23 protein-coding genes are annotated in these 20,151 nt (G+C 59.2%); 5 read left to right on the top strand and 18 right to left on the bottom strand.

What is annotated here, in order from left to right; genetic code table 11:
• Positions 1-2 precede the first annotated feature (2 nt).
• From paaD to orn, 5 genes are all read right to left on the bottom strand, one after another.
• The gene (gene paaD, locus AADW57_RS07065) at positions 3-503 is read right to left on the bottom strand and encodes a 1,2-phenylacetyl-CoA epoxidase subunit PaaD (protein WP_341669342.1); all 501 of its coding nucleotides are present in this window, start codon (positions 501-503) and stop codon (positions 3-5) included.
• Between the two features lie 5 nt (positions 504-508).
• A complete protein-coding gene (paaC, locus tag AADW57_RS07060; protein WP_341669341.1) occupies positions 509-1,273 on the bottom strand; it encodes a 1,2-phenylacetyl-CoA epoxidase subunit PaaC in 765 nt (254 codons plus the stop codon).
• Between the two features lie 9 nt (positions 1,274-1,282).
• The gene (paaB, locus tag AADW57_RS07055; RefSeq protein WP_341669340.1) at positions 1,283-1,567 is read right to left on the bottom strand and encodes a 1,2-phenylacetyl-CoA epoxidase subunit PaaB; all 285 of its coding nucleotides are present in this window, start codon (positions 1,565-1,567) and stop codon (positions 1,283-1,285) included.
• 92 nt (positions 1,568-1,659) lie between these two features.
• Positions 1,660-2,652 carry a 1,2-phenylacetyl-CoA epoxidase subunit PaaA gene (paaA, locus tag AADW57_RS07050; protein WP_341669339.1) on the bottom strand — a complete coding sequence of 331 codons (993 nt, stop codon included), beginning with the start codon at positions 2,650-2,652 and terminating at the stop codon, positions 1,660-1,662.
• Between the two features lie 253 nt (positions 2,653-2,905).
• Positions 2,906-3,451, bottom strand: a complete 546-nt coding sequence (gene orn, locus AADW57_RS07045; protein WP_341669338.1) for an oligoribonuclease — start codon at positions 3,449-3,451, stop codon at positions 2,906-2,908.
• A gap of 44 nt (positions 3,452-3,495) precedes the next feature.
• Between orn and AADW57_RS07040 the strand changes: the two genes are divergently transcribed.
• Positions 3,496-4,743 (top strand): M48 family metallopeptidase, encoded by a 1,248-nt coding sequence (locus tag AADW57_RS07040; protein ID WP_341669337.1) that lies wholly within the window; start codon positions 3,496-3,498, stop codon positions 4,741-4,743.
• A complete protein-coding gene (rsgA, locus tag AADW57_RS07035) occupies positions 4,740-5,642 on the top strand; it encodes a ribosome small subunit-dependent GTPase A (protein ID WP_341669336.1) in 903 nt (300 codons plus the stop codon). Before AADW57_RS07040 ends, rsgA begins: the two co-directional genes overlap by 4 nt.
• Before the next feature lie 72 nt (positions 5,643-5,714).
• Here rsgA and AADW57_RS07030 read toward each other — a convergent pair whose 3' ends face one another.
• Both AADW57_RS07030 and rplS read right to left on the bottom strand, forming a co-directional pair.
• Positions 5,715-6,467, bottom strand: coding sequence for an NUDIX hydrolase (locus tag AADW57_RS07030; RefSeq protein ID WP_341669335.1), 753 nt, complete (start codon positions 6,465-6,467; stop codon positions 5,715-5,717).
• Between the two features lie 61 nt (positions 6,468-6,528).
• Positions 6,529-6,903: a 50S ribosomal protein L19 gene (rplS, locus tag AADW57_RS07025; RefSeq protein ID WP_189390916.1), complete on the bottom strand. Its 375-nt coding sequence runs from the start codon at positions 6,901-6,903 to the stop codon at positions 6,529-6,531.
• A 267-nt stretch (positions 6,904-7,170) separates the two neighbouring features.
• Here rplS and AADW57_RS07020 point away from each other — a divergent pair, with 267 nt between their 5' ends.
• Together AADW57_RS07020 and AADW57_RS07015 are read left to right on the top strand one after the other, a co-directional pair.
• Positions 7,171-7,446 (top strand): lipoate protein ligase C-terminal domain-containing protein, encoded by a 276-nt coding sequence (locus AADW57_RS07020; protein ID WP_341669334.1) that lies wholly within the window; start codon positions 7,171-7,173, stop codon positions 7,444-7,446.
• A complete protein-coding gene (locus AADW57_RS07015) occupies positions 7,443-8,213 on the top strand; it encodes a lipoate--protein ligase family protein (protein ID WP_341669333.1) in 771 nt (256 codons plus the stop codon). The genes AADW57_RS07020 and AADW57_RS07015 overlap by 4 nt, the downstream gene beginning before the upstream one ends.
• Positions 8,214-8,220: 7 nt before the next feature.
• Here the strand turns inward: AADW57_RS07015 and AADW57_RS07010 are convergent, their stop codons facing one another.
• The 6 genes from AADW57_RS07010 to AADW57_RS06985 form a co-directional block, all read right to left on the bottom strand.
• Positions 8,221-8,412, bottom strand: a complete 192-nt coding sequence (locus tag AADW57_RS07010; RefSeq protein WP_341669332.1) for a hypothetical protein — start codon at positions 8,410-8,412, stop codon at positions 8,221-8,223.
• A 315-nt stretch (positions 8,413-8,727) separates the two neighbouring features.
• On the bottom strand, positions 8,728-9,369 hold the full coding sequence (locus AADW57_RS07005) for a peroxiredoxin (protein WP_341669331.1): 642 nt from the start codon (positions 9,367-9,369) through the stop codon (positions 8,728-8,730).
• A 176-nt stretch (positions 9,370-9,545) separates the two neighbouring features.
• On the bottom strand, positions 9,546-11,366 hold the full coding sequence (locus AADW57_RS07000; protein ID WP_341669330.1) for an acyl-CoA dehydrogenase: 1,821 nt from the start codon (positions 11,364-11,366) through the stop codon (positions 9,546-9,548).
• A 187-nt stretch (positions 11,367-11,553) separates the two neighbouring features.
• A complete protein-coding gene (locus AADW57_RS06995; protein WP_341669329.1) occupies positions 11,554-12,483 on the bottom strand; it encodes an electron transfer flavoprotein subunit alpha/FixB family protein in 930 nt (309 codons plus the stop codon).
• Positions 12,484-13,233, bottom strand: a complete 750-nt coding sequence (locus tag AADW57_RS06990; protein WP_341669328.1) for an electron transfer flavoprotein subunit beta/FixA family protein — start codon at positions 13,231-13,233, stop codon at positions 12,484-12,486.
• An 80-nt stretch (positions 13,234-13,313) separates the two neighbouring features.
• Positions 13,314-14,237 (bottom strand): histone deacetylase family protein, encoded by a 924-nt coding sequence (locus AADW57_RS06985; RefSeq protein ID WP_341669327.1) that lies wholly within the window; start codon positions 14,235-14,237, stop codon positions 13,314-13,316.
• 11 nt (positions 14,238-14,248) lie between these two features.
• Between AADW57_RS06985 and mltB the strand changes: the two genes are divergently transcribed.
• Positions 14,249-15,442: a lytic murein transglycosylase B gene (gene mltB / locus AADW57_RS06980; protein ID WP_341669326.1), complete on the top strand. Its 1,194-nt coding sequence runs from the start codon at positions 14,249-14,251 to the stop codon at positions 15,440-15,442.
• Here mltB and cysM read toward each other — a convergent pair.
• The 5 genes from cysM to lapB all read right to left on the bottom strand — a co-directional run bounded on the left by cysM (position 15,439) and on the right by lapB (position 20,135).
• Positions 15,439-16,344, bottom strand: coding sequence for a cysteine synthase CysM (gene cysM, locus AADW57_RS06975; RefSeq protein WP_341669325.1), 906 nt, complete (start codon positions 16,342-16,344; stop codon positions 15,439-15,441). The genes mltB and cysM overlap by 4 nt on opposite strands.
• A 117-nt stretch (positions 16,345-16,461) precedes the next feature.
• Positions 16,462-16,764 (bottom strand): ComEA family DNA-binding protein, encoded by a 303-nt coding sequence (locus AADW57_RS06970; protein WP_341669324.1) that lies wholly within the window; start codon positions 16,762-16,764, stop codon positions 16,462-16,464.
• A gap of 196 nt (positions 16,765-16,960) precedes the next feature.
• A complete protein-coding gene (gene rfaD / locus AADW57_RS06965; RefSeq protein ID WP_341669323.1) occupies positions 16,961-17,959 on the bottom strand; it encodes an ADP-glyceromanno-heptose 6-epimerase in 999 nt (332 codons plus the stop codon).
• Complete coding sequence (gene rfaE1, locus AADW57_RS06960) at positions 17,956-18,885, bottom strand: D-glycero-beta-D-manno-heptose-7-phosphate kinase (protein WP_341669667.1); 930 nt, start codon at positions 18,883-18,885, stop codon at positions 17,956-17,958. The genes rfaD and rfaE1 overlap by 4 nt, the downstream gene beginning before the upstream one ends.
• Positions 18,882-20,135, bottom strand: coding sequence for a lipopolysaccharide assembly protein LapB (gene lapB, locus AADW57_RS06955; RefSeq protein WP_341669322.1), 1,254 nt, complete (start codon positions 20,133-20,135; stop codon positions 18,882-18,884). The genes rfaE1 and lapB overlap by 4 nt, the downstream gene beginning before the upstream one ends.
• Positions 20,136-20,151: the final 16 nt, after the last annotated feature.

Raw genomic sequence — 20,151 nt, 5'->3', positions numbered from 1 at the left:
GACTAATGCGCCTTAAAGTAATCGAAAGGTTCGCCGCAACTGATGCAGCGATACAGCGCCTTGCATGGCGTAGAGCCGAACTGGCTGATGACCCGGGTATGGGTGGAGCCGCATTGCGGACAGGCCACCACCGGAGCTTCGGGCCGGCGCAGCAGGCCCGACACATCCACGGACTGCTGGGCAGGCGGCGAAATGCCGTACCCGCGCAAGGCCTGCTTGCCCTGCTCGCTCATCCAGTCCGTGGTCCAGGCCGGCGATAATTGCGTGTCCACACGCACCTGCTCCAACCCTTGTTCGCGCAAGGCTTCTTCAATTGAGCGGGTGATCTCGTACATGGCCGGGCAACCCGAATACGTGGGCGTGATGGTGACCACACAGGTTCCATCTTCCCAATGCACCTTACGCACAATACCCAGATCCAGCAAAGAAATAACCGGAATCTCGGGATCGGGAATGCAGGCCAGACGCTCCATGACCTGCTCCGTCGTCCAGGCCGTGCTCATGGCGATCACCAGCGGGCGTCGGGGTACATGCGTGGCAGATGCTGCATTTCCGCCAGCAGATAACCCAACGCCTCGGTGTGGCGTCCCTGTGGGCCGCCACGATAGGCTTTATGCTGCGCTTCCTGCTCCGCTGGGCGGCGCAACGTCGCGCGCTCGAACACTTCGCCGACATAATCGAGCCAGGGAGTCCACAGACTGGCCAGCAAAGGCACGGCCTGGCGCTGGGCCAGTGTCTGCGTCACTTCGTCGTCCAGGAACAGTTCGCCCACAAAACGCCAGGCATCGTCCAGCGCTCCCTGCATACGGGCATGGCTTTCAGGCGTGCCATCGCCCAGGCGCACGATCAGGTCACTGGAGCGGCGCACGTGGTACATGACTTCTTTATGTGCCTTTTGGGCGATGGCCCGGATCTGTTCGTCCGACGAATTGACCAGTTCTTCGAGCAAGAAAAAATGCCAGCTGTCGAACAGAAACTGACGCATCAGCGTCTGGCCGTAATGGCCGTTGTCGCGTTCGACCAGCAGGTAGTTGGTGTACTCGTGGGCGTCGCGGTGGTAGGCCAGCCGGTCTTCATCACGGCCCTGCCCTTCTGTTTCGCCCGCCAGCGTCAACCACATGCGGGCCTGGCCCAGCAAATCCAGTGCGGTGTTGGCGCTGGCCAGTTCTTCTTCCAGTGCCGGGCCATGACCGGTCCATTCGCCCAGACGCTGCGACAGCACCAGGGTCGAATCGCCCAGTCTCAGGGCAAAAGAAAACAATGCCTTGTCCATGCCGCCCCCTTACATATTGATGCCGTCGGGCATCGGGAAGAAAGTGGGGTGACGATAAACCTTGCTGTTGGATGGCTCGAACAGCGCGCCTTTATCTTCGGGGCTGGACGCGGCGATATCGGCCGCGCGCACCACCCAGATGCTGACGCCTTCGTTACGACGGGTATAGACGTCGCGGGCATTGTTGATGGCCATTTCCGCATCAGGCGCGTGCAGGCTGCCGACATGCTTGTGGGCCAGACCGTGCTGGCTGCGGATAAAGACTTCCCAAAGGGGCCAATCGTGCTTGCTCATGCTGTATTCCTCGCTGTGCAGCGGCGAGCTGTAACCGCGCGCTGCGTATCGGATCGGGCGGAAAGCCTGATGCTTTCCGCACACATAAATGCTTAGGCGACCTTGCGGGCCAGTGCTTGCTTTTCGGCGTGTGCTTCCAGGGCGTCGCGGAACCAGGCACCGTTTTCGTGAGCCTGGACGCGCGCCTGCAGCCGTTCACGGTTACAGGGGCCGTTACCCTTGATGACAGCCCAGAACTCTTCCCAGTCGATTTCGCCGAAATCGTAGTGACCACGCTCCTCGTTCCAGCGCAGATCGGGGTCGGGAATGGTCAGCCCCAGATACTCGGCCTGCGGCACGGTCTGATCGACCATCTTCTGACGCAGCTCGTCGTTGGAAAACAGCTTGATCTTCCACTGCATGGACTGAGCGCTATTGGTGGAATCGGCATCCGAAGGGCCGAACATCATCAAAGCGGGCCACCACCAGCGGTTGATGGAGTCCTGCACCATCGCTTTCTGCTCGGGCGTGCCATGCAGGCACATCTGCAGCAGCAAATCGTAGCCTTGGCGCTGGTGAAACGATTCTTCCTTGCACACACGCACCATGGCGCGCGCATAAGGACCGTAAGAGCAACGGCACAAGGGAATCTGGTTAATGATGGCCGAGCCGTCGACCAGCCAACCGATCATGCCGATATCGGCCCAGTTCAGGGTCGGGTAGTTGAAGATACTGGAATACTTGGCCTTGCCCGACAGCAGATCGCCCACCATCTGGTCGCGGTCGACGCCCAGCGTCTCGGCCGCGCTGTACAGATACAGACCATGACCGGCTTCGTCCTGGACTTTGGCCATAAGAATGGCTTTGCGCTTGAGCGAAGGCGCACGCGTGATCCAATTGCCTTCTGGCAGCATGCCGACCACTTCGGAGTGGGCGTGCTGGGAGATCTGACGCACCAGCGTCTTGCGATAGGCCTCGGGCATCCAGTCCTTGGCTTCGATGCGTACACCGTCGTCGATGCGCTGTTGGAACTGGCGCTCCTGCTCGGACATATCGTCCATGCCCTTGACCTGCTTGACGCCGGTTTCTACGAGTTGTGCATACATGACAAACCCCTGGTAATAGTGCAGACAGCGCCAAAACACTTAATTTCAGCGCAAACCATATACACTTCATTATTTAATACGAAAAATTTGATGTCAATCAAAAATCCGTATCATATGGGGATGTTCCCAAGGTTTTAAGGGTAAATACCTAGGGGCAAAAAAAGACCCCGAAACGCACTGAATCGTTACGGGGTCGGACTTCATTTCCGGCCGTCGGCACCGGACAAAAAAAACAGCGTGACGTATTAATGGTCTAAGCCTGAATAAAGTGCTCGCGGTAGTGTTTGAGCTCGGCAATGGACTCGTAGATGTCGGCCAGGGCCTCGTGACGACTTTGCTTGACAAAGCTCTTGACCACCTCGGGCTTCCAGCGCAGCGCCAACTCTTTGAGGGTGCTGACATCCAGATTACGATAATGAAAAAAGGCTTCCAGACGCGGCATGTAGCGATACATGAAACGGCGGTCCTGGCTGATGGTATTGCCGCACAGCGGCGACTTGCCGGCCGGCAAATGCTGCTTGAGAAAATCCAGCAAAATGTCCTCGGCCTGTTCCTCGGTCAAGGTGGAGGCCTTCACCTTATCGATCAGGCCACTGCGGCCATGCGTGCCCTTGTTCCAGGCATCCATGCCATCGAGCAGTTGATTGCTCTGATGCACCACCAGTACCGGGCCTTCGGCCACCACGGTCAGATCGGCCTCGGTGACCACCACGGCCACTTCGATGATGCGCTCTTTGTCTGGGTCCAGGCCCGTCATCTCCATATCGAGCCAGACCAGACGCTGTGTTTGAACCGCCATATAATCATTCCTCAAAACGCCTATTTTACATATTGCCTGTGCCCATGCTGACTCTGTTGTTCGTCATCTTCCTGCTTTGCGATGTCTGTCTGCGCTTCTGGCTGGGAGTGCGCCAGATCCGCCACGTCCATCGCCATCACGGCCAGGTGCCGCCCGAGTTCGCCGGACGCATCAGCCTGCACAGCCACCAGCGCGCCGCGCGCTACACCATTGCGCGCACCCGTCTTGGCCTGATCGAGCGTCTGGTCGAAGCCTGTCTGCTGCTGGCGCTGACGCTGCTGGGCGGCCTGCAATGGCTGGATATTGCAATCGCCAGACTCATCGACCACGAGCTGCTGCGCCAGCTTGTCCTGATCGGCACCGTGCTGGCCATCATGGGTGCCGCCGGCCTGCCTTTTGCCTGGTATCGCAAGTTCGTGCTGGAAGCACGCTTTGGCTTTAACCGCATGACCCCGGGCCTGTTTGTTGCCGACACCGTCAAGGCGCTCCTGCTGGTACTACTGCTGGGCACCCCTTTGTGCGCGGCCCTGCTGGGCCTGATGGCCTGGGCCGGCTCTGACTGGCCTTGGTACGGGTGGGGCCTGTGGGTCGCCTTCAACCTGCTGGTGCTGTGGTTGTATCCGCGCGTGATCGCCCCCTTGTTCAACACTTTCAAGCCTCTGGAGGACGCCGAACTGCGCGAGCGCATCGCCGCCTTGGCGCAACGCTGCCAGTTCCAGGCCGACGGCCTGTACGTCATGGATGGATCGCGTCGCTCCGCGCATGGCAACGCCTACTTCACCGGACTGGGCCGCAGCAAGCGCATTGTTTTTTTTGACACCTTGCTCAACAAGCTGCAAGCATCCGAGATAGAAGCCGTGCTGGCCCACGAACTGGGGCATTTCAAGCACCGCCATATCCAGCGCCGCCTGCTGATCAGCCTGCTGTCCTCGTTGGGCTTTTTCCTGCTGGCCGGTTGGGCCTGGTCCAGCATGAACTTCTACACCAGTCTGGGCGTGATTCCCCAACTGGGACGCCCCAACGACGCACTGGCCCTGATCCTGTTTTTTCTGGTTCTGCCCACCTTTACCTTCTGGATGTCTCCCTTGGCCGCTTATGTCTCGCGCCGCGACGAATATCAGGCTGATCGCTTTGCCGCCAGCCACAGCCAGGCAGACGATCTGATCTCGGCCTTGCTCAAGCTGTACAACGACAACGCCGCCACGCTGACTCCCGACCCCATCCACTCTGCTTTCTATGACAGCCACCCCAATGCCATCGACCGCATCCAACACCTGAAAAGCCTGGCATGACACCACACTCCACACTCAGCGGCCTGGTCACGGCCGCGCACGGTCGCCACTACTTCGTCGAACTGCCCGATGGCCGCACAATCAAATGTTTTCCACGCGGCAAAAAAGCCGGCATTGCCGTGGGCGATCAGGTCGATGTGCTCCTGCAGGGCAAAGACGAAGGTGCCATCGAACGCGTGCAGGAGCGACGCAACCTGCTGTACCGCTCGGACGATTTCCGCACCAAGCAATTTGCCGCCAATATCGACCAGTTGCTGATCGTGGTGGCACCAGAGCCTTCGTATTCGGAGGACCTGCTGGGCCGTGCGCTGGTCGCCGCCTGGAGCGCGGATATTGCACCCGTCATTATTCTGAACAAGGCTGACCTGAGCGCATCGCTACAGAAAGCCCGCACCAAGCTGGCCCCCACCGCCGCGCTGGGCGTGCCGATTCTGGAAATGGTGGCCCTGGAGCCCGCCCAGACACGCCAGATCCTGGCTCCCTGGCTGGCTGGCAAGCGCACATTGCTGCTGGGCCAAAGCGGCATGGGCAAGTCCACCCTACTCAATGCCCTGGTGCCCGATGCGCATGCTCTGACACGGGAACACTCCCAAGCCTTGGGAACGGGCCGGCACACCACCACCAGCACACGCCTGTACCATTTGCCCGAGGGTGGCGACCTGATCGACAGTCCCGGTTTTCAGGCGTTTGGCCTATCGCACCTGGAACAGGAAGACATTGCGCATGGCTTCCCGGACTTCCGGCAAGCCATTGAATCGTGTCGCTTCTATAACTGCAGCCACCGCCACGAACCCGGCTGCGGCGTGCTAGCCGGTATTGAGGCTGGCTCCATCCATCCGGACCGCCACGCACTGTACCAGCGTCTGCTGGCCGAGCACGAAAACAAGCCGCGCTACTGAGCGCGGCTCTGACTGCCGACATCCGCTCGGCCCAGGCCGATCCCGCCGGGACCGACGTCATCCCTGCCTGGGCTAGCGCTTCATGTCTCCACCGGCCGACAACTGACTCCAGGCCGCAGACAAATGGTGGTACACGTTGCGCACCAGTACGGCGGTGGCTCCCCAGATGAAGTACGGCCCCCAAGGGATAGAAAAGTACTGGCGCTGGGTGCCATCGGGCAAGGTGGCATGGTGCAACTGATGGCGCTGCGGGTCCAGCAGGACAGCCAAGGGAACTTCAAATACTTCAGCGACTTCGGCCTTGTCGGGCACGACCGTAAACCCCGCCTGCAGTTCGCCTATGATGGGGCGCATGGCAAACTGCGTATTGGTGACAAAGATCGGATGCTGGCCCAGATAGCGCACAAAGCGCGGTTCAATGCCGATTTCTTCCTGCGTTTCCCGCAAGGCCGCCTGAACCGGCCCAAGATCGGATGCTTCGATACGACCGCCGGGAAAGCTGATCTGCCCCGCGTGGTTATGTAGATGCTTGGCACGCCGGGTAAAAATAACGGCCGGGCCGTCCGGGCGTTGTATGACGCCAATGCAGACAGCCGCACGTATATTGACCGATTCGGGTAGAAACTCGGGATAGAACGAGCCACGGAAAACCGGCTCGACCTGCCACTGGACAGGCTGGCTGAACGCGCTACGCATGAAATCGAGCTGCAGCGCCTGCAAAGGCAATCCAGGCAAAGGCTCCATAGCCACCAGAGGCTGGCTGCGAGGATCGAATCCTGGAACGATGACAGGCCTGCGATCAGGCTTGATGATAGAGGTCGGCATCGTGCTCACATAAAAACAAAGGCACCCGCTTGGGTGCCTTTGCATCGCAAATCGCCGGGAATTAATTGCCCGAACGACGAACGAGTTTTTCTTTGATGCGAGCGGCTTTGCCCGAGCGTTCGCGCAGATAGTACAGTTTAGCACGACGCACAGCGCCACGGCGCTTGACTTCGATGCTGGCGATCTGCGGGGAATACAGCTGGAACGTACGCTCGACGGCTTCGCCGGAAGAAATCTTGCGAACGATGAACGAGGAGTTCAGGCCGCGATTACGACGACCGATGACCACGCCTTCGTAGGCCTGGACGCGCTTGCGCGTACCTTCAACCACGTTCACGTTAACGACAACGGTGTCACCAGGACCGAACTCGGGAGGCAGCTTGCCACCGGTCAGGCGCTGGATTTCTTCTTGCTCAAGAATAGCGATCAAATCCACGATTGACTCCAAAATCATCGTATCAGCCGCAACAATCGAAAAAAACAGCGCTGAAAGAGGATGAAAAACAAAGGTTAAGCCAAAAATTCTATCACCAAACCCCTTGGCTCCACAAGCGCCCTGCACCCGTGTCGCCCTAGCACGACAGGCGTTTAACTGCGTTAATATACGGCACAACCGGCGTCGGCACAGAAGCTGCGCCAGTCAGGACAATCCAACAAAGGTTGCTGCGCACGGCGGCCTATATCCAGAAACACAGAGAACACTATGCATGCCGAATATAAAGTTCCAGGTGGAAAGCTGGTCGTCGTGGACCTGAGCGTCGAGGGCGGCCGTATCGAACAAGCCCAGCTAAGCGGCGACTTTTTCCTGGAACCGCCGGAAGCTCTAAGCATGATGAACAAGGCTCTGGCCGGCCTATCCATACACAGCAGCGCCGAAGAAATAGCGGCGCATATCAGCCGCACCCTGCCACAAGATATCGATATGTTCGGCGTGACGCCCCAAGCCATCGGCATTGTGGTGCGGAGGGCCCTGGCATGAACAAATGGAGCCAGTTGTCCTGGGAGCTGATTCATACCGGCCCGCAACCAGCCGCCCTGCATATGGCGCTGGACGATGTCATTACCCAGGAGGTCAGCGACGGCCTGCGCGCGCCCACACTGCGCATCTGGGAATGGCAGGAGGCCGCTGTCGTCATAGGCCGGTTTCAATCGCTGCGCAACGAAATAGACTACGAAGGTGCACACCGGCACGGCATTAAAGTAGTGCGCCGCATCAGCGGCGGCGGTGCCATGTTCATCGAGCCTGGCAACACCATTACCTATTCGTTAAGCATGCCGCTGCCGTTTGTTACCGGCATGACATTTCAGGAATCTTACGAGTTTCTGGACTCCTGGGTCGTAGACGCATTGCGCGGCTTGGGCATAGATGCCTGGTATCAACCCCTGAACGACATTACGAGCGCGGGCGGCAAAATAGGCGGAGCCGCGCAGGCAAGACGAGGCAATGCCGTTCTGCATCATGTGACGATGGCGTACGACATTGATGCAGACAAGATGCTGGATGTGCTGCGCATCGGCAAAGAAAAACTGTCGGACAAAGGCACGACCAGCGCCAAAAAACGCGTCGACCCTTTGCGCAGCCAGACCGGGATGAGCCGCGAAGCCGTGATCGAAGCCATGCTGGCCACCTTTCGCCAACAAGCGCCCCTGAAGCAGGTAGCCTTGAATGAGGCTACGCTGGCACGCGCACAGCAGCTTGCGCAGGATCGATTTCTGACGTCCGAATGGACGAACATCGTCCCGTAAGGCATGCCTAGAACCCGCCCATGCTGCCCAGCCAGAGCAGTCCCGGAATTGTTGCCCCCCACACCGCCACCAGGCATACATCCAGTACTTTGGAGCGCAAAGAAAGTTGAGTCGGAAAAGGGCTGCGCCCTACCTTGCGGACGGCAGTCCGGTGGCGGGCGGGCAAAGCAGCTGGCGAATGACGGTTTGGGCGGGACATAGCAGTCTCCTGATTACTGTTTTCTTATACAGCACTGTACTTAATAACAGCATACCAGGCAAGCGTTTACCACGCCTTGTTGCTTATGCCCCACGAGTACAAAATACGCGCCCGCATCGATATGGCCTGGCGTCCTTGCCTACGCCGGTCCTGGCCCGCAAGCCAGGACAGCTGCCCCGTTTCCCTTTCAGAAACAAAGCTCAGTACCCACACTCCTTGACCAGACACCTGCCCATCGGCCTTGCATGAAAACTGAAAAACAAAAACCCCGCGCCTGTAAAGGTCGCGGGGCTTGGCAATGAACGCAGCGCCGATTTACTTGTTCGGCTGAGGCGTCACACGCAGGTAAGGACGGATTTCGGTGTAACCCTTGGGGAACTTCTGCTTCAGGACCTCGGGGTCTTTCAGGCTAGGAACGATGATGACATCGTCGCCATCCTCCCAGTTCACGGGCGTGGCCACGCTGTGGCTGTCGGTCAATTGCAGCGAATCGATGACGCGCAAAATCTCGTTGAAATTACGGCCTGTGCTGGCAGGGTAGGTAATGACCAGACGCACCTTCTTGGCCGGATCAATGATGAACACCGAACGCACGGTGGCAGTAGTGCTGGCGTTGGGATGGATCATGTCGTACAGATCCGCCACCTTGCGGTCGTCGTCGGCCAGGATGGGGAAGTTGACCGTTGTTTTCTGTGTGTCGTTGATATCGCTGATCCACTGATTGTGGGAATCGACATCGTCCACGGAAACAGCCAACACCTTCACGTTGCGCTTGGCGAACTCGTCGGCCAGCTTGGCGGTGTAGCCCAGCTCGGTGGTGCAGACGGGGGTAAAGTCGGCGGGGTGCGAGAACAGCACGCCCCAGCTATTGCCCAGGAAGTCGTGGAATTTGATGGTGCCAACCGAAGATTTCTGCTCGAAATCAGGGGCGGTATCGCCCAGACGTAATGTTGCCATTGTGTGCTCCCTTGCTGGATAAGCCGGCGTTGGAAAGATCGGCGAATCCGATCAGTAAGATGATGGGATAGATTTTGTCAGCATAAGAGACTCAATTCAAATAGCCATTGCTTATATACATATAGCTATGCTGAACGCAGGCGAGGAACTTGAAAGCTCCCCCGCTGACGCCTGCTTTACAAAAGATCGGCCGACAAATACGGTGCCAGATCCAGCCCGTCCGAGATCGACAAGGCCAGCGCATCGCCGCGCGGCAGAATATGACTGGCGTAGAACACGCTGGTCGCCAGCTTGCGGCGCAAAAACACATCCTGGCTGCCCTGGGACAAGGCGGCCTCGGCCACCAAGGCGGCGCGCGCCATCTGCCAACCAGACAATACATAACCGGCCAACATCAGAAACGGCACACTGCCCAAAAACACGGCCGGCAGGTTCTGCTGGGCATTCATTAAGGTAAAGGTGGCCGCCAGCTCGACATTCTGCATGCCTCCCTCCAGGCGATCGGCAATCAGGTTCAACGCCGTGCCGTGTTCTTCGGACTGGTCGGCGCGTTGGCGCAGACGCGCAATCGTTTCCTCCAACTGCGGCGACAGCGCCTGGATGACCGTGCCGGCATCACGCAGCACCTTCCGGCCGATGAAGTCGTTGGCCTGAATTGCCGTCGTGCCTTCATAGATGGGCAGAATACGTGCGTCACGATAGTGCTGCGCAGCGCCGGTTTCCTCGATAAAGCCCATGCCGCCATGCACCTGCACACCCAGCGACGCCACCTCCACAGACATTTCGGTGCTAAAGCCCTTGACCACTGGCACCAAGAACTCGTACAGGGCCTGGTATCGCTTGCGGCGCGATTCGTCCGTGCCGTGATGGGCCTTGTCGTTGATACCGGCCGCAAAATAGGCTAACGCCCGCGCTCCTTCGGTCAGGGCACGCATCTGCAACAACATGCGCTGCACATCCGGGTGGTGAGCGATGGACACCGGCTGCTTGCCACCGGCAAGCGGGGCGCCCTGAATACGCTCCTGAGCATAGGCCTGGGCCTGCTGCAAAGCACGCTCGGCAACAGCCACGCCCTGCAGACCGACCGCGTAGCGAGCGGCATTCATCATGATGAACATATATTGCAGACCATGATTTTCTTGGCCCACCAGGTAGCCCACCGCGCCCTCGCCTGCCTCGCCCTTGCCCGAGCCGTACAACAGCACCGCCGTCGGGCTGCCGTGTATGCCCAGCTTATGCTCCAGCGAAGCACACCAGACATCGTTGCGTGCGCCCAAAGAGCCATCGTCCTTGACCAGGAACTTGGGCACGATGAACAAGGAAATCCCTTTGACGCCCGCCGGTGCGTCCGGCGTGCGCGCCAGCACCAGATGGATAATATTTTCGGCCAGATCATGCTCGCCGTAAGTAATGAATATTTTCTGCCCGCTCAGCCTGTAGCTGCCGTCCGCCTGGCGCACGGCGCGACTGCTGACCTGTGCCAGATCCGATCCCGCCTGCGGTTCGGTCAGGTTCATGGTGCCGGTCCAGCGGCCTTCTAACAACGCCGGCAGAAAGCGCTTTTTCTGTTCAGGGGTGCCCACTAAAGACAAGGCCTCGATCACGCCATCGGTCAACAAAGGGCACAAGGAAAACGCCAGATTGGCGGCATTGATGTTTTCACCGGCCACCGCACCAATCAGTTTGGGCAAGCCCTGACCACCCAGTTCGGGTTCGTGCTGCAGGCCCTGCCAACCCGCCTTGGAAAACTCCTCGAACGCCTTCTTGAAACCGGGGGCCGTCTTGACCTGACCGTCCTGCCACTGCGCCCCCTGCTCGTCACCGACACGGTTGAGCGGAGCGACTTCCTGTTCGACGAAACGGGCGTTCTCGTCGATGATCGCATCGATCAGCTCGGCCGAAAACTCCTCGAACCCCGGCAAAGCCAGCACACCGGGCAGATCGGCAAGTTCTTGCAGCACAAAGCGGATGTCTTGGGTGGGAACACGATACGTCATGAACACTCCTACACAGAAACGACAAGGCCGCTGCCAATGCTGCGCCCCGCCGGACACGCAATGAAAAATCCCCGTGCGGCACAGGCCGGCTGTCGGAGAAGCTTTTATCTTGACCCCGCCCGGCCAGCAGGCGCATCAAGGGTAAAAAAAAGCCTGCCGGCAACATCGCCGGCAGGCTTGTGGGCTTTTACAGTGCCTTTTCCAATTCTGGCACGGCTTCAAACAAATCCGCCACCAAACCATAATCGGCGACGCCGAAAATAGGCGCTTCCGGGTCTTTGTTGATAGCCACGATCACCTTGGAGTCCTTCATGCCCGCCAGATGCTGGATGGCTCCCGAAATACCGACGGCCACGTACAGTTGCGGTGCCACGATCTTGCCGGTCTGGCCGACCTGCCAATCGTTAGGGGCATAGCCCGCATCCACGGCGGCCCGCGATGCGCCCAGAGCGGCACCCAGCTTGTCGGCCAAGCCATCGAGCATCTTGAAATTCTCGGCGCTGCCCAGGCCACGCCCACCCGATACCACGACAGCGGCACCCGCCAGTTCAGGACGATCACTTTTGGCGACTTCGCGGCTGACAAAAGCCGAACGGCCCGAATCGGCCACGGCGGACAGTTCTTCGATAGCCGCGCCGCCGCCTTGTGCTGGGACAGCATCGAAGGCAGTAGTACGCACAGTAATGACCTTGACCGGGTCGCCCGACTGGACGGTGGCAATCGCATTGCCTGCGTAGATGGGCCGCGTGAAGGTATCGGCCGACTCCACCGACAAAATATCGGACACCTGGGCAACATCCAGCTTGGCGGCCACGCGCGGCGCGACGTTCTTGCCCGACGCCGTAGCGGGGAACAAGATATGACCATACGAGGAGGCCACGGCCAGCACCTGGGCTGCCACGTTTTCGGCCAGCCCATCGGCCAGCGCCGCGCCGTCGGCCAGCAACACCTTGGCGACGCCCTGTACCTGCGCCGCCTGATCGGCCACGGCGCGGGCCTGGTGGCCGGCTACCAGCACATGGACATCGCCACCGATTTTCTGGGCGGCAGCCACGGCATTCAGGGTTGCAGCCTTGAGCTGCTGATTGTCGTGTTCGGCAATGACAAGAATCGACATTTAGATCACCTTCGCTTCATTCTTCAATTTTTCAACCAGCGTCGCCACATCCGGCACGATGATGCCGGCCGAGCGTGCAGGCGGCTCGCTGACCTTCAAGGTCTTGATGCGCGGAGCCACATCCACGCCCAGCTCCTCGGGTGTCAGCGTATCCAGCGTTTTTTTCTTGGCCTTCATGATGTTGGGCAGCGTCACATAACGCGGCTCGTTCAGGCGCAAGTCCGTGGTAATGACGGCAGGCAGCGCAAGCTTGATGGTTTCCAGGCCGCCGTCCACTTCACGCGTGACCGACACGCTGTCCGCGGACAGCTCCACTTTGCTGGCAAACGTCGCTTGCGGCCAGTCCAGCAAGGCGGCCAGCATCTGCCCGGTCTGGTTGGCATCGTCGTCAATGGCCTGCTTGCCCAGAATCACCAAGGAAGGCTGCTCTTTGTCCACGACCGCCTTGAGCAGCTTGGCCACGGCCAGCGGCTGCAGTTCGGCATCGGTCTGCACCAGAGCGGCGCGATCCGCGCCGATGGCCAGTGCCGTACGCAGGGTTTCCTGGCTCTGGGCCACGCCGCAGGACACAGCCACCACTTCTGTCACGGCTCCGCTTTCCTTCAGGCGCGTCGCCTCTTCGACGGCAATCTCGTCGAACGGATTCATGGACATTTTGACATTGGCGATATCCACCCCGGACTGGTCGGATTTCACGCGCACCTTGACGTTATAGTCAACCACGCGTTTCACGGGTACTAACACCTTCATTTAGTTTTCTCCAATGCTATCTTGAATAGAAATAATGCTTGGTTTTGCGCAGCAGGCCACTGACCGAAAATACGGTTCGCCTAGAGTCCGGCCATAGCCCGGACATGCGCCACCACGCTGCGTCCCAGAGAGGATGCGTCATAACCGCCTTCGAGCATGCTGACCAGACGCTGGCCGGCACTGGGCGCACAGGCTTTGACCACCGCAGTGGTCAGTTCGGCATAATCCGCCTCTACCAGACTGAGCTGTCCCATTTCATCCTCGCGGTGTGCATCAAAGCCTGCCGAAAAAAAGACGATCTCGGGCCGGAAGGCCTTAATTCTGGGCATGCACTGTTGCTTGAACGCCTCCAGAACCTGAGTCGACTTTGCATAGGCTTGAACCGGTATGTTTACCATGTTTTTCGGCACAGGAACCTGATATGAACCAGGAAAAAATGGATGCTGAAAAAAACTGCACATCAGAACCCGTTCGTCGTCGGCAAAAATCTGCTCTGTGCCATTGCCATGATGCACATCAAAATCGACGATCAATACGCGCGACAAGCCATAGCGCTCCATGGCATACGCCGCCGCCACGGCCACATTATTGAAAAAACAAAACCCCATGGCTCGATTGCTTTCGGCATGATGCCCTGGTGGCCGCACCGAGCAAAATGCGCCGGCCGCCCCTTCCTGCATCACACCGTCCACCGCATCCAGGCCCGCACCGGCAGCGGCGTAGGCCGCCTCCAGAGTGTGCGGGTTCATCAAGGTGTCGGCATCAATATTGAAGTAGCCCTGCTTGGGCAACTGCTGCTTGAGCTGCTGCAGATAGGCGGCATCGTGAACACGCAAGATATCCTGATCCGTCGCCAGCCGCGCCTTGCGGCCGAGCAGATAGGATGCCAGTCCGCTGGACAGTAGCTGGTCATTGATGGCATCCAGCCGCTCCGGGCTTTCGGGGTGCCATCGTCCCATCTCATGCAGATGGCATGACGGATGGGTAATATATAGTGTCTCCATGAGGATGGATTATGTTCAGACCCACTCGTATTTTGCAAGCGGCGCTGATTGCGCTGACCACGGCCGGCTGTGCCGCCACCCCATCCAGCGTCGCCCCCACGCCGGCCAAACCCAGCGGCGCTGCGGCCTCCAGCCCTGCCAAGCCTGTTTCCGGCACTGTTGCCATCAAGTCGCTGGACGAACCGCCACCCATTCGCGCCGGCCAGTCAATCGCGGGTCGAACCCAGTTTTTTACAGCCACCGGTCAGCTAAACGCCGATATAGCCGCTTATGCGCGCGATGTATCCACTACCCGCCAAGTACCGTTGGAGCTGGTCACCGACCTGCTGCAGCAAGCTCAGTACAATGCCACCGCCGTTAAGCTGATGCGTCCCACCGGCGGGCGCATCAAGCGCAGCTGGGTCACCTATAGACAGCGTAATGTAGACCCGATCCGCATCCGCCGCGGCATCGCCTTCTGGCAGTCCCACCGCGACGACCTGGATCGCATATCGCAAGCCTACGGCGTGGCTCCTTCGGTCATCGTGGCGATTCTGGGCGTTGAAACGGTATACGGACAGATCATGGGGGACTTCAAGGTGCTGGACGCCTTGTTTTCTCTTGGCTTTGCCTACCCGGACAACAGCCGCCCCGAACGTGGCCAATTATTTCGCGACCAATTAGCGGACCTGATCCAACTGCACCACGAAGGCGAACTGGACGCGCGCATCGTGCAAGGCTCCTTTGCCGGTGCCATGGGCATGCCACAGTTCATGCCTGGCAGTCTGATCCGCTACGCAGTAGACGGCAACGGCGACGGACGCATCGACCTGCGCAACAACCCTGTCGATGCAATGGCGTCCATCGCCAACTTTTTGCGCGCGCACGGCTGGGAGCCGGGTTTGCCCGTCTTTGCTCCCGCCCGACTAAGCACGGCCAGCAAATCCATGGTGGACGGTGGCATCTACCCCAAACGCAACTGGACGGAACTGAGCCAAGCAGGTGCCCGCGCGCACGGACAGACCCGGCACCCCGGCCCGTGGCAACAGTCCTTGCTCGGCGTGGTCAACCTGGTGGACGAGCCACGCAACACCACGGAATACCGCTTGGGCACGCCTAATTTCTTTGCCATTACCCACTACAACCGCAGCTACTTTTACGCCAGTTCAGTGGCTGACCTGGCCTCCGAACTGGCCCAGCAGATGGGTTACGGCGACCCTAATTAATTAAACACGCCGGTAGACAGATACCGGTCGCCACGGTCGCAGACAATAAACACGATCGTGGCGTTCTGGACCCGCTGGGCCACGCGCATAGCGGCTACCAGAGCGCCGCCCGATGATATGCCGGCGCAAATGCCTTCTTCGGCCGCCAGACGCCGGGTCATGTCTTCGGCCTGCTGCTGCTCGATATACTCGAAAGCGTCTACTTTGCTGGGATCGTAAATCTTAGGCAGATATTCGTCCGGCCATTTGCGTATGCCCGGAATCTGCGAACCTTCGGCAGGCTGAGCCCCCACAACAACGATATTGCTGTTCTGGGCACGCAGATAACTGCCCACCCCCATGATAGTGCCGGTGGTTCCCATGGCGCTGACAAAATGGGTAATCTGCCCGTCGGTCTGCTGCCAGATCTCCGGCCCCGTACTGCCCACGTGGGCTGCGGGGTTGTCCTGATTGGCGAACTGATCCAGTACTTTGCCCTTCCCCTGGGCCTGCATTTGCAAAGCCAGGTCACGGGCATATTCCATTCCGCCTTCCTTGGCCGGCGTCAGAATCAGTTGCGCGCCATAGGCCGTCATGGACGCACGGCGCTCGACCGATAGATTGTCGGGCATGATCAGAATCATCTTGTAGCCGCGCACGGCGGCAATCATGGCCAGCGCAATACCGGTATTGCCGCTGGTGGCCTCGATCAGGGTGTCGCCCGGCTGAATGTCGCCGCGCAATTCGGCCTGCTGGATCATGGAGCGGGCGGCGCGGTCCTTGACCGAGCCGGCCGGGTTATTGCCTTCCATTTTGGCCAAGATCACATTGCCGCGAGCCTGACCGAACTGGCCCGGAATGCGTTGCAGCCGCACCAAAGGGGTGTGGCCTACGGTATCTTCGATAGTGGGATAATTTTTCATCAACGGACTCTACCTTGCCTGTCACGCCGAACCTGGCGCAGCACGGTGAACAGCCAACAATGCCGGTCACCGTATTCAAACACAATCTAATAGCTTAAAACGAGACTCGCCTCGGGGCTACGGCTTTTTCCTTATATCCACGCCCGGACGCGGTGCAACAGAGGAAGCGGCGGGCTTTTTGCTTGCGCCTGCGGTCAGGCCGGACTGTTCCATGGTGCCGATTTTTTTGGGGCCTATGCCCTTGACCCGATCGGCCAGGTTCTGCAGGGAATCAAAATCTCCGCCGCGCTGGCGTTCCTCCAGAATCAGTTGCGCGGTACGTGGGCCTATGCCTTTGATCTGCTGCAACTGCTCGGCTGTGGCGGTATTCAGGTCCACAGCCGCGACAAAGCCCGGACAAAAAACCAGCCATAATGCCAACGCGCATTTCTGTGTAGCGGCACGCCACGCAGTCCGAAGCTTGACTACTGGAACCGGCGCACAAGAGGAATTCAGGAAAACGGACATGATAAAGGCTCCATAAAAAGGAGCCTTCATGGTGCTACGCTAAGCCGGCATGCAGGGACCGTCGGCAAGGCTTGATCCATGCGCGCAGTTACGCATGGACAAACTGGCACTAGCGCAACGCGCCCGAAACCAACAGACGGCGCACGTACTCGGCCACGCCGCTTTGCACGTCGTGAAACGGCTTGTCGTACCCGGCAGCCCGCAACTGTGTCAGATCAGCCTGGGTATGGCTTTGATAGCGACCTTTAAGATCATCCGGAAAATCAATGTACTGCAAGCACTGCTGGCTGACCAACGCCTCCAGTGCCAATGGCTCCAAGCCTTCGTGTTCGCGCAAGGTATTGACTACCGTCTGGGCAACATCATTGAACGGCTGCGCTCGGCCGGAACCGCAGTTAAATACGCCCGATCGCGTACCTTGATTCAAAAAATGCAGATTGACGGAAACCACATCGTCGATAAACACAAAATCGCGCTGCTGGCCGCCATCCACGTAGCCATCCCAGCCGCCAAACAGGCGCACATGGCCTTCGCGACGGTACTGAAGCATATTGTGGTAAGCCACCGATGCCATGCGCCCTTTGTGCTGCTCCTGGGGGCCGTACACATTGAAATACCGCAGCCCCACCACCGGGGCGGTCAAGGCAGGCAACTCGCGGCGCAACACCTGATCGAACAGGAACTTGGAATAGCCGTACACATTCAAGGGGGCTTCGTTGGCCAGGTCTTCGGCATAACGCGGCCCGGCACCGTATACGGCCGCCGAGGAAGCATAGAGCAAAGGAATGCGCTTGCGCTGGCAATACTCGAAAATCTCCAGCGTGACGCGATAGTTGTTGTCCATCATGAACTGGCCATTGCGCTCGGTCGTGTCCGAGCAGGCCCCTTGATGCAGGATGGCTTCGATATTGTTGAACTCATCACGCGCCAGGCGCGCGCGAAAGTCGTCCTTATGCATATAGTCTGCAATCTGACCATGCACCAGATTGACGAACTTATCGCCGTCGCTCAGGTCATCGACCACCAGAATGTCCGTCATGCCTTGACGATTGAGCCCCAAAACCAGATTGCTGCCGATAAAGCCGGCACCGCCCGTTACCACTATCATGCCAATTCCTTTGCCGTCACCACGGACGTGCCCAATTTTCCTACGACAATGCCGCCGGCGCGATTGGCCCAGCGCATGGCCTGGAGCCAATCCAGCCCGGCTGCCCGCATCACCGCCAGTGTGGCCAGCACGGTATCCCCGGCACCCGACACATCGAAGACTTCCTGCGCCTGCGCATCCACATGCTCTCTGCCGCTTTCGGTAAACAGCGTCATGCCTTGTTCCGAACGGGTAATCAGCAAGGCCTCCAAATCCAGTTGACGGCGTAGCTGCTGCGCTCGTTCCTGCAGGTCGGACTCGCTAGCCCAGGCCCCCACCGCATCCTGCATTTCGGATCGATTAGGCGTCAGAATAGTCGCGCCATGATAATGCTGATAAGCCTTTCCTTTGGGGTCGACCAGAACCGGAATGCCTTTTTCGCGTGCCAACGCAATCAGTTGCTCCACCTGAGCCAGGGCCCCTTTAGCATAATCCGATAACACCACGATCTGATGCTGGTCCAGCAAATCGCCCATCTGCCGACTTAATTGCTCCAACGCACCTGCACCGGGCCGATGTTCAAAGTCGACCCGCAATAATTGCTGCTGGCGGCCCAACACGCGCAACTTGAGCGACGTAGGCATGCCCGGGTCTTGTATCCAATGGGCCTGCACATGATCGTGCAGAGCCAGTTCACGCACTTTATCACCCGCTTCGTCCACCCCGATGACGCCCAACAGGCTGGCCTGAGCTCCCAGCGCGGCAATATTACGCGCCACGTTAGCGGCACCGCCCAAGCGGTCCTCGGTGCGCCCCATTTTGACGACAGGAACCGGTGCTTCGGGAGAAATGCGATCCACGTCACCGAACCAATAGCGATCCAGCATGACATCGCCCACCACCAGCACCCGGCTGGCCTGTACGGCTTGCGTCGGAAATTCCATTATCGTTGTTCCTCGAGCCGTCGAGGGGCGTAGGTTTCCCAGGAATTGCACCCTGGACATTGCCAGTAGAAATGCCGCGCCTCAAAACCGCAGACATGGCAGGCATAGCGATCCAGGCGCTGGGTATGTTTATGAATCAAGGAGCGTAGCAGGCTAAGATCGGCTCCCGCCACAATATCGGCGGCGGCCGTCAAGCCGGGCTCTTGTTCGTTACGTGCCTGAGTATGCTGGCTTTCGTCCTGCAACTCGACTTCCAGCATTTTATCCAGCCCCAGCAAAGAGGGGTGCGAACGCAACGATTCGCGCGCAAACGCCCACGCGGGCTGATAACCGCGGCGTTCACGCAGCACCCGGAACAGGACATTGAATGTGTCCAGATTGGGATGATGCTTGTAGTGAGCACGCAGCATGGCCACCCCCTCGTCCTCGCGGCCCATCTGTCGATAGCTGCCAAGCAGTTCGGTGGCGTACAACCCCACGTACTCCGGCGCGCTGTCCAGAATCGACACGAGATAGGCCCGCTCCTGCTCGGTCTGGTTCTGCATGCGGGCCACGCGGGCGCGCAAAGCCGCCACGCGGGCCTGGGAGGCCTGCGTCGTCTGCTCCGCGCCCAGCTTGCGAATGGCATTGTCGGCTTCGTCCAACGCCTTAGAAGCCCGCTCGAAATCGGCCTGTTTGCCCTGCAATGCGGCTTCGGCCTGCTCGCACTGATAATGCACCAATTGCGGCACAGGCTCATCGACCAGGGCGCGCAGTCGACGCACCGCCTCGATCGCGCGGGGCCAGTCGTGCTCGGATTCGTAAATGCGAATCAGGGCACGCATGGCGGGGACAGCAAACCGAGTTTCGCGCACCGCCTCGAAAGCGGCTTCGGCCCGGTCCAGCATGCCGGCTTTCAGAAAGTCCTGAGCGATCTGGAACTGGGCATTTTCCCGGTCGCTTTGCGGCAGGTCAGTACGCGACAGCAGGCTCTGATGAACGCGAATGGCGCGCTCCATCTCGCCGCGACGCCGAAACAGACTACCCAGCGCAAAGTGCAGCTCGGTGGTTTCCGGGTCCAGCTTGGCCACTTCCACAAAGGCATCGATTGCGCGATCAGGCTCTTCGTTAAGCAGGAAATTCAGGCCCTTGAAATACGAATCGGGCAGGCTGCGGGTCTCGGACATCATCTGCCGGAAATCCACTCGCGCCGCCACCCAGCCCAAGGCGAAGAGAATGGGTACAAAGACCAGCCACCAGGTTTCAAAATCCACGTGTGATACTCCGGCT

The sequence above is a fragment of the Alcaligenes sp. SDU_A2 genome (genome assembly GCF_038237375.1).
Taxonomy (GTDB): domain Bacteria; phylum Pseudomonadota; class Gammaproteobacteria; order Burkholderiales; family Burkholderiaceae_B; genus Alcaligenes.
This window is presented reverse-complemented; position numbering and strand designations above follow the sequence as displayed.

Bases quoted from the DNA above. Each gene is read 5' to 3' on its own strand.
- AADW57_RS07020 (WP_341669334.1), top strand. From the start codon at position 7,171: ATGCATGCCGAATATAAAGTTCCAGGTGGAAAGCTGGTCGTCGTGGAC.
- paaB (WP_341669340.1), bottom strand. From the start codon at position 1,567: ATGAGCAAGCACGATTGGCCCCTTTGGGAAGTCTTTATCCGCAGCCAG.
- rsgA (WP_341669336.1), top strand. From the start codon at position 4,740: ATGACACCACACTCCACACTCAGCGGCCTGGTCACGGCCGCGCACGGT.
- paaD (WP_341669342.1), bottom strand. From the start codon at position 503: ATGAGCACGGCCTGGACGACGGAGCAGGTCATGGAGCGTCTGGCCTGC.
- AADW57_RS07040 (WP_341669337.1), top strand. From the start codon at position 3,496: ATGCTGACTCTGTTGTTCGTCATCTTCCTGCTTTGCGATGTCTGTCTG.
- AADW57_RS07000 (WP_341669330.1), bottom strand. From the start codon at position 11,366: ATGACGTATCGTGTTCCCACCCAAGACATCCGCTTTGTGCTGCAAGAA.
- orn (WP_341669338.1), bottom strand. From the start codon at position 3,451: ATGGCGGTTCAAACACAGCGTCTGGTCTGGCTCGATATGGAGATGACG.
- paaA (WP_341669339.1), bottom strand. From the start codon at position 2,652: ATGTATGCACAACTCGTAGAAACCGGCGTCAAGCAGGTCAAGGGCATG.
- AADW57_RS07015 (WP_341669333.1), top strand. From the start codon at position 7,443: ATGAACAAATGGAGCCAGTTGTCCTGGGAGCTGATTCATACCGGCCCG.
- AADW57_RS07030 (WP_341669335.1), bottom strand. From the start codon at position 6,467: ATGCCGACCTCTATCATCAAGCCTGATCGCAGGCCTGTCATCGTTCCA.
- AADW57_RS06990 (WP_341669328.1), bottom strand. From the start codon at position 13,233: ATGAAGGTGTTAGTACCCGTGAAACGCGTGGTTGACTATAACGTCAAG.
- AADW57_RS07010 (WP_341669332.1), bottom strand. From the start codon at position 8,412: ATGTCCCGCCCAAACCGTCATTCGCCAGCTGCTTTGCCCGCCCGCCAC.
- paaC (WP_341669341.1), bottom strand. From the start codon at position 1,273: ATGGACAAGGCATTGTTTTCTTTTGCCCTGAGACTGGGCGATTCGACC.
- AADW57_RS06995 (WP_341669329.1), bottom strand. From the start codon at position 12,483: ATGTCGATTCTTGTCATTGCCGAACACGACAATCAGCAGCTCAAGGCT.
- rfaD (WP_341669323.1), bottom strand. From the start codon at position 17,959: ATGATAGTGGTAACGGGCGGTGCCGGCTTTATCGGCAGCAATCTGGTT.
- AADW57_RS07005 (WP_341669331.1), bottom strand. From the start codon at position 9,369: ATGGCAACATTACGTCTGGGCGATACCGCCCCTGATTTCGAGCAGAAA.
- cysM (WP_341669325.1), bottom strand. From the start codon at position 16,344: ATGAAAAATTATCCCACTATCGAAGATACCGTAGGCCACACCCCTTTG.
- AADW57_RS06985 (WP_341669327.1), bottom strand. From the start codon at position 14,237: ATGGAGACACTATATATTACCCATCCGTCATGCCATCTGCATGAGATG.
- mltB (WP_341669326.1), top strand. From the start codon at position 14,249: ATGTTCAGACCCACTCGTATTTTGCAAGCGGCGCTGATTGCGCTGACC.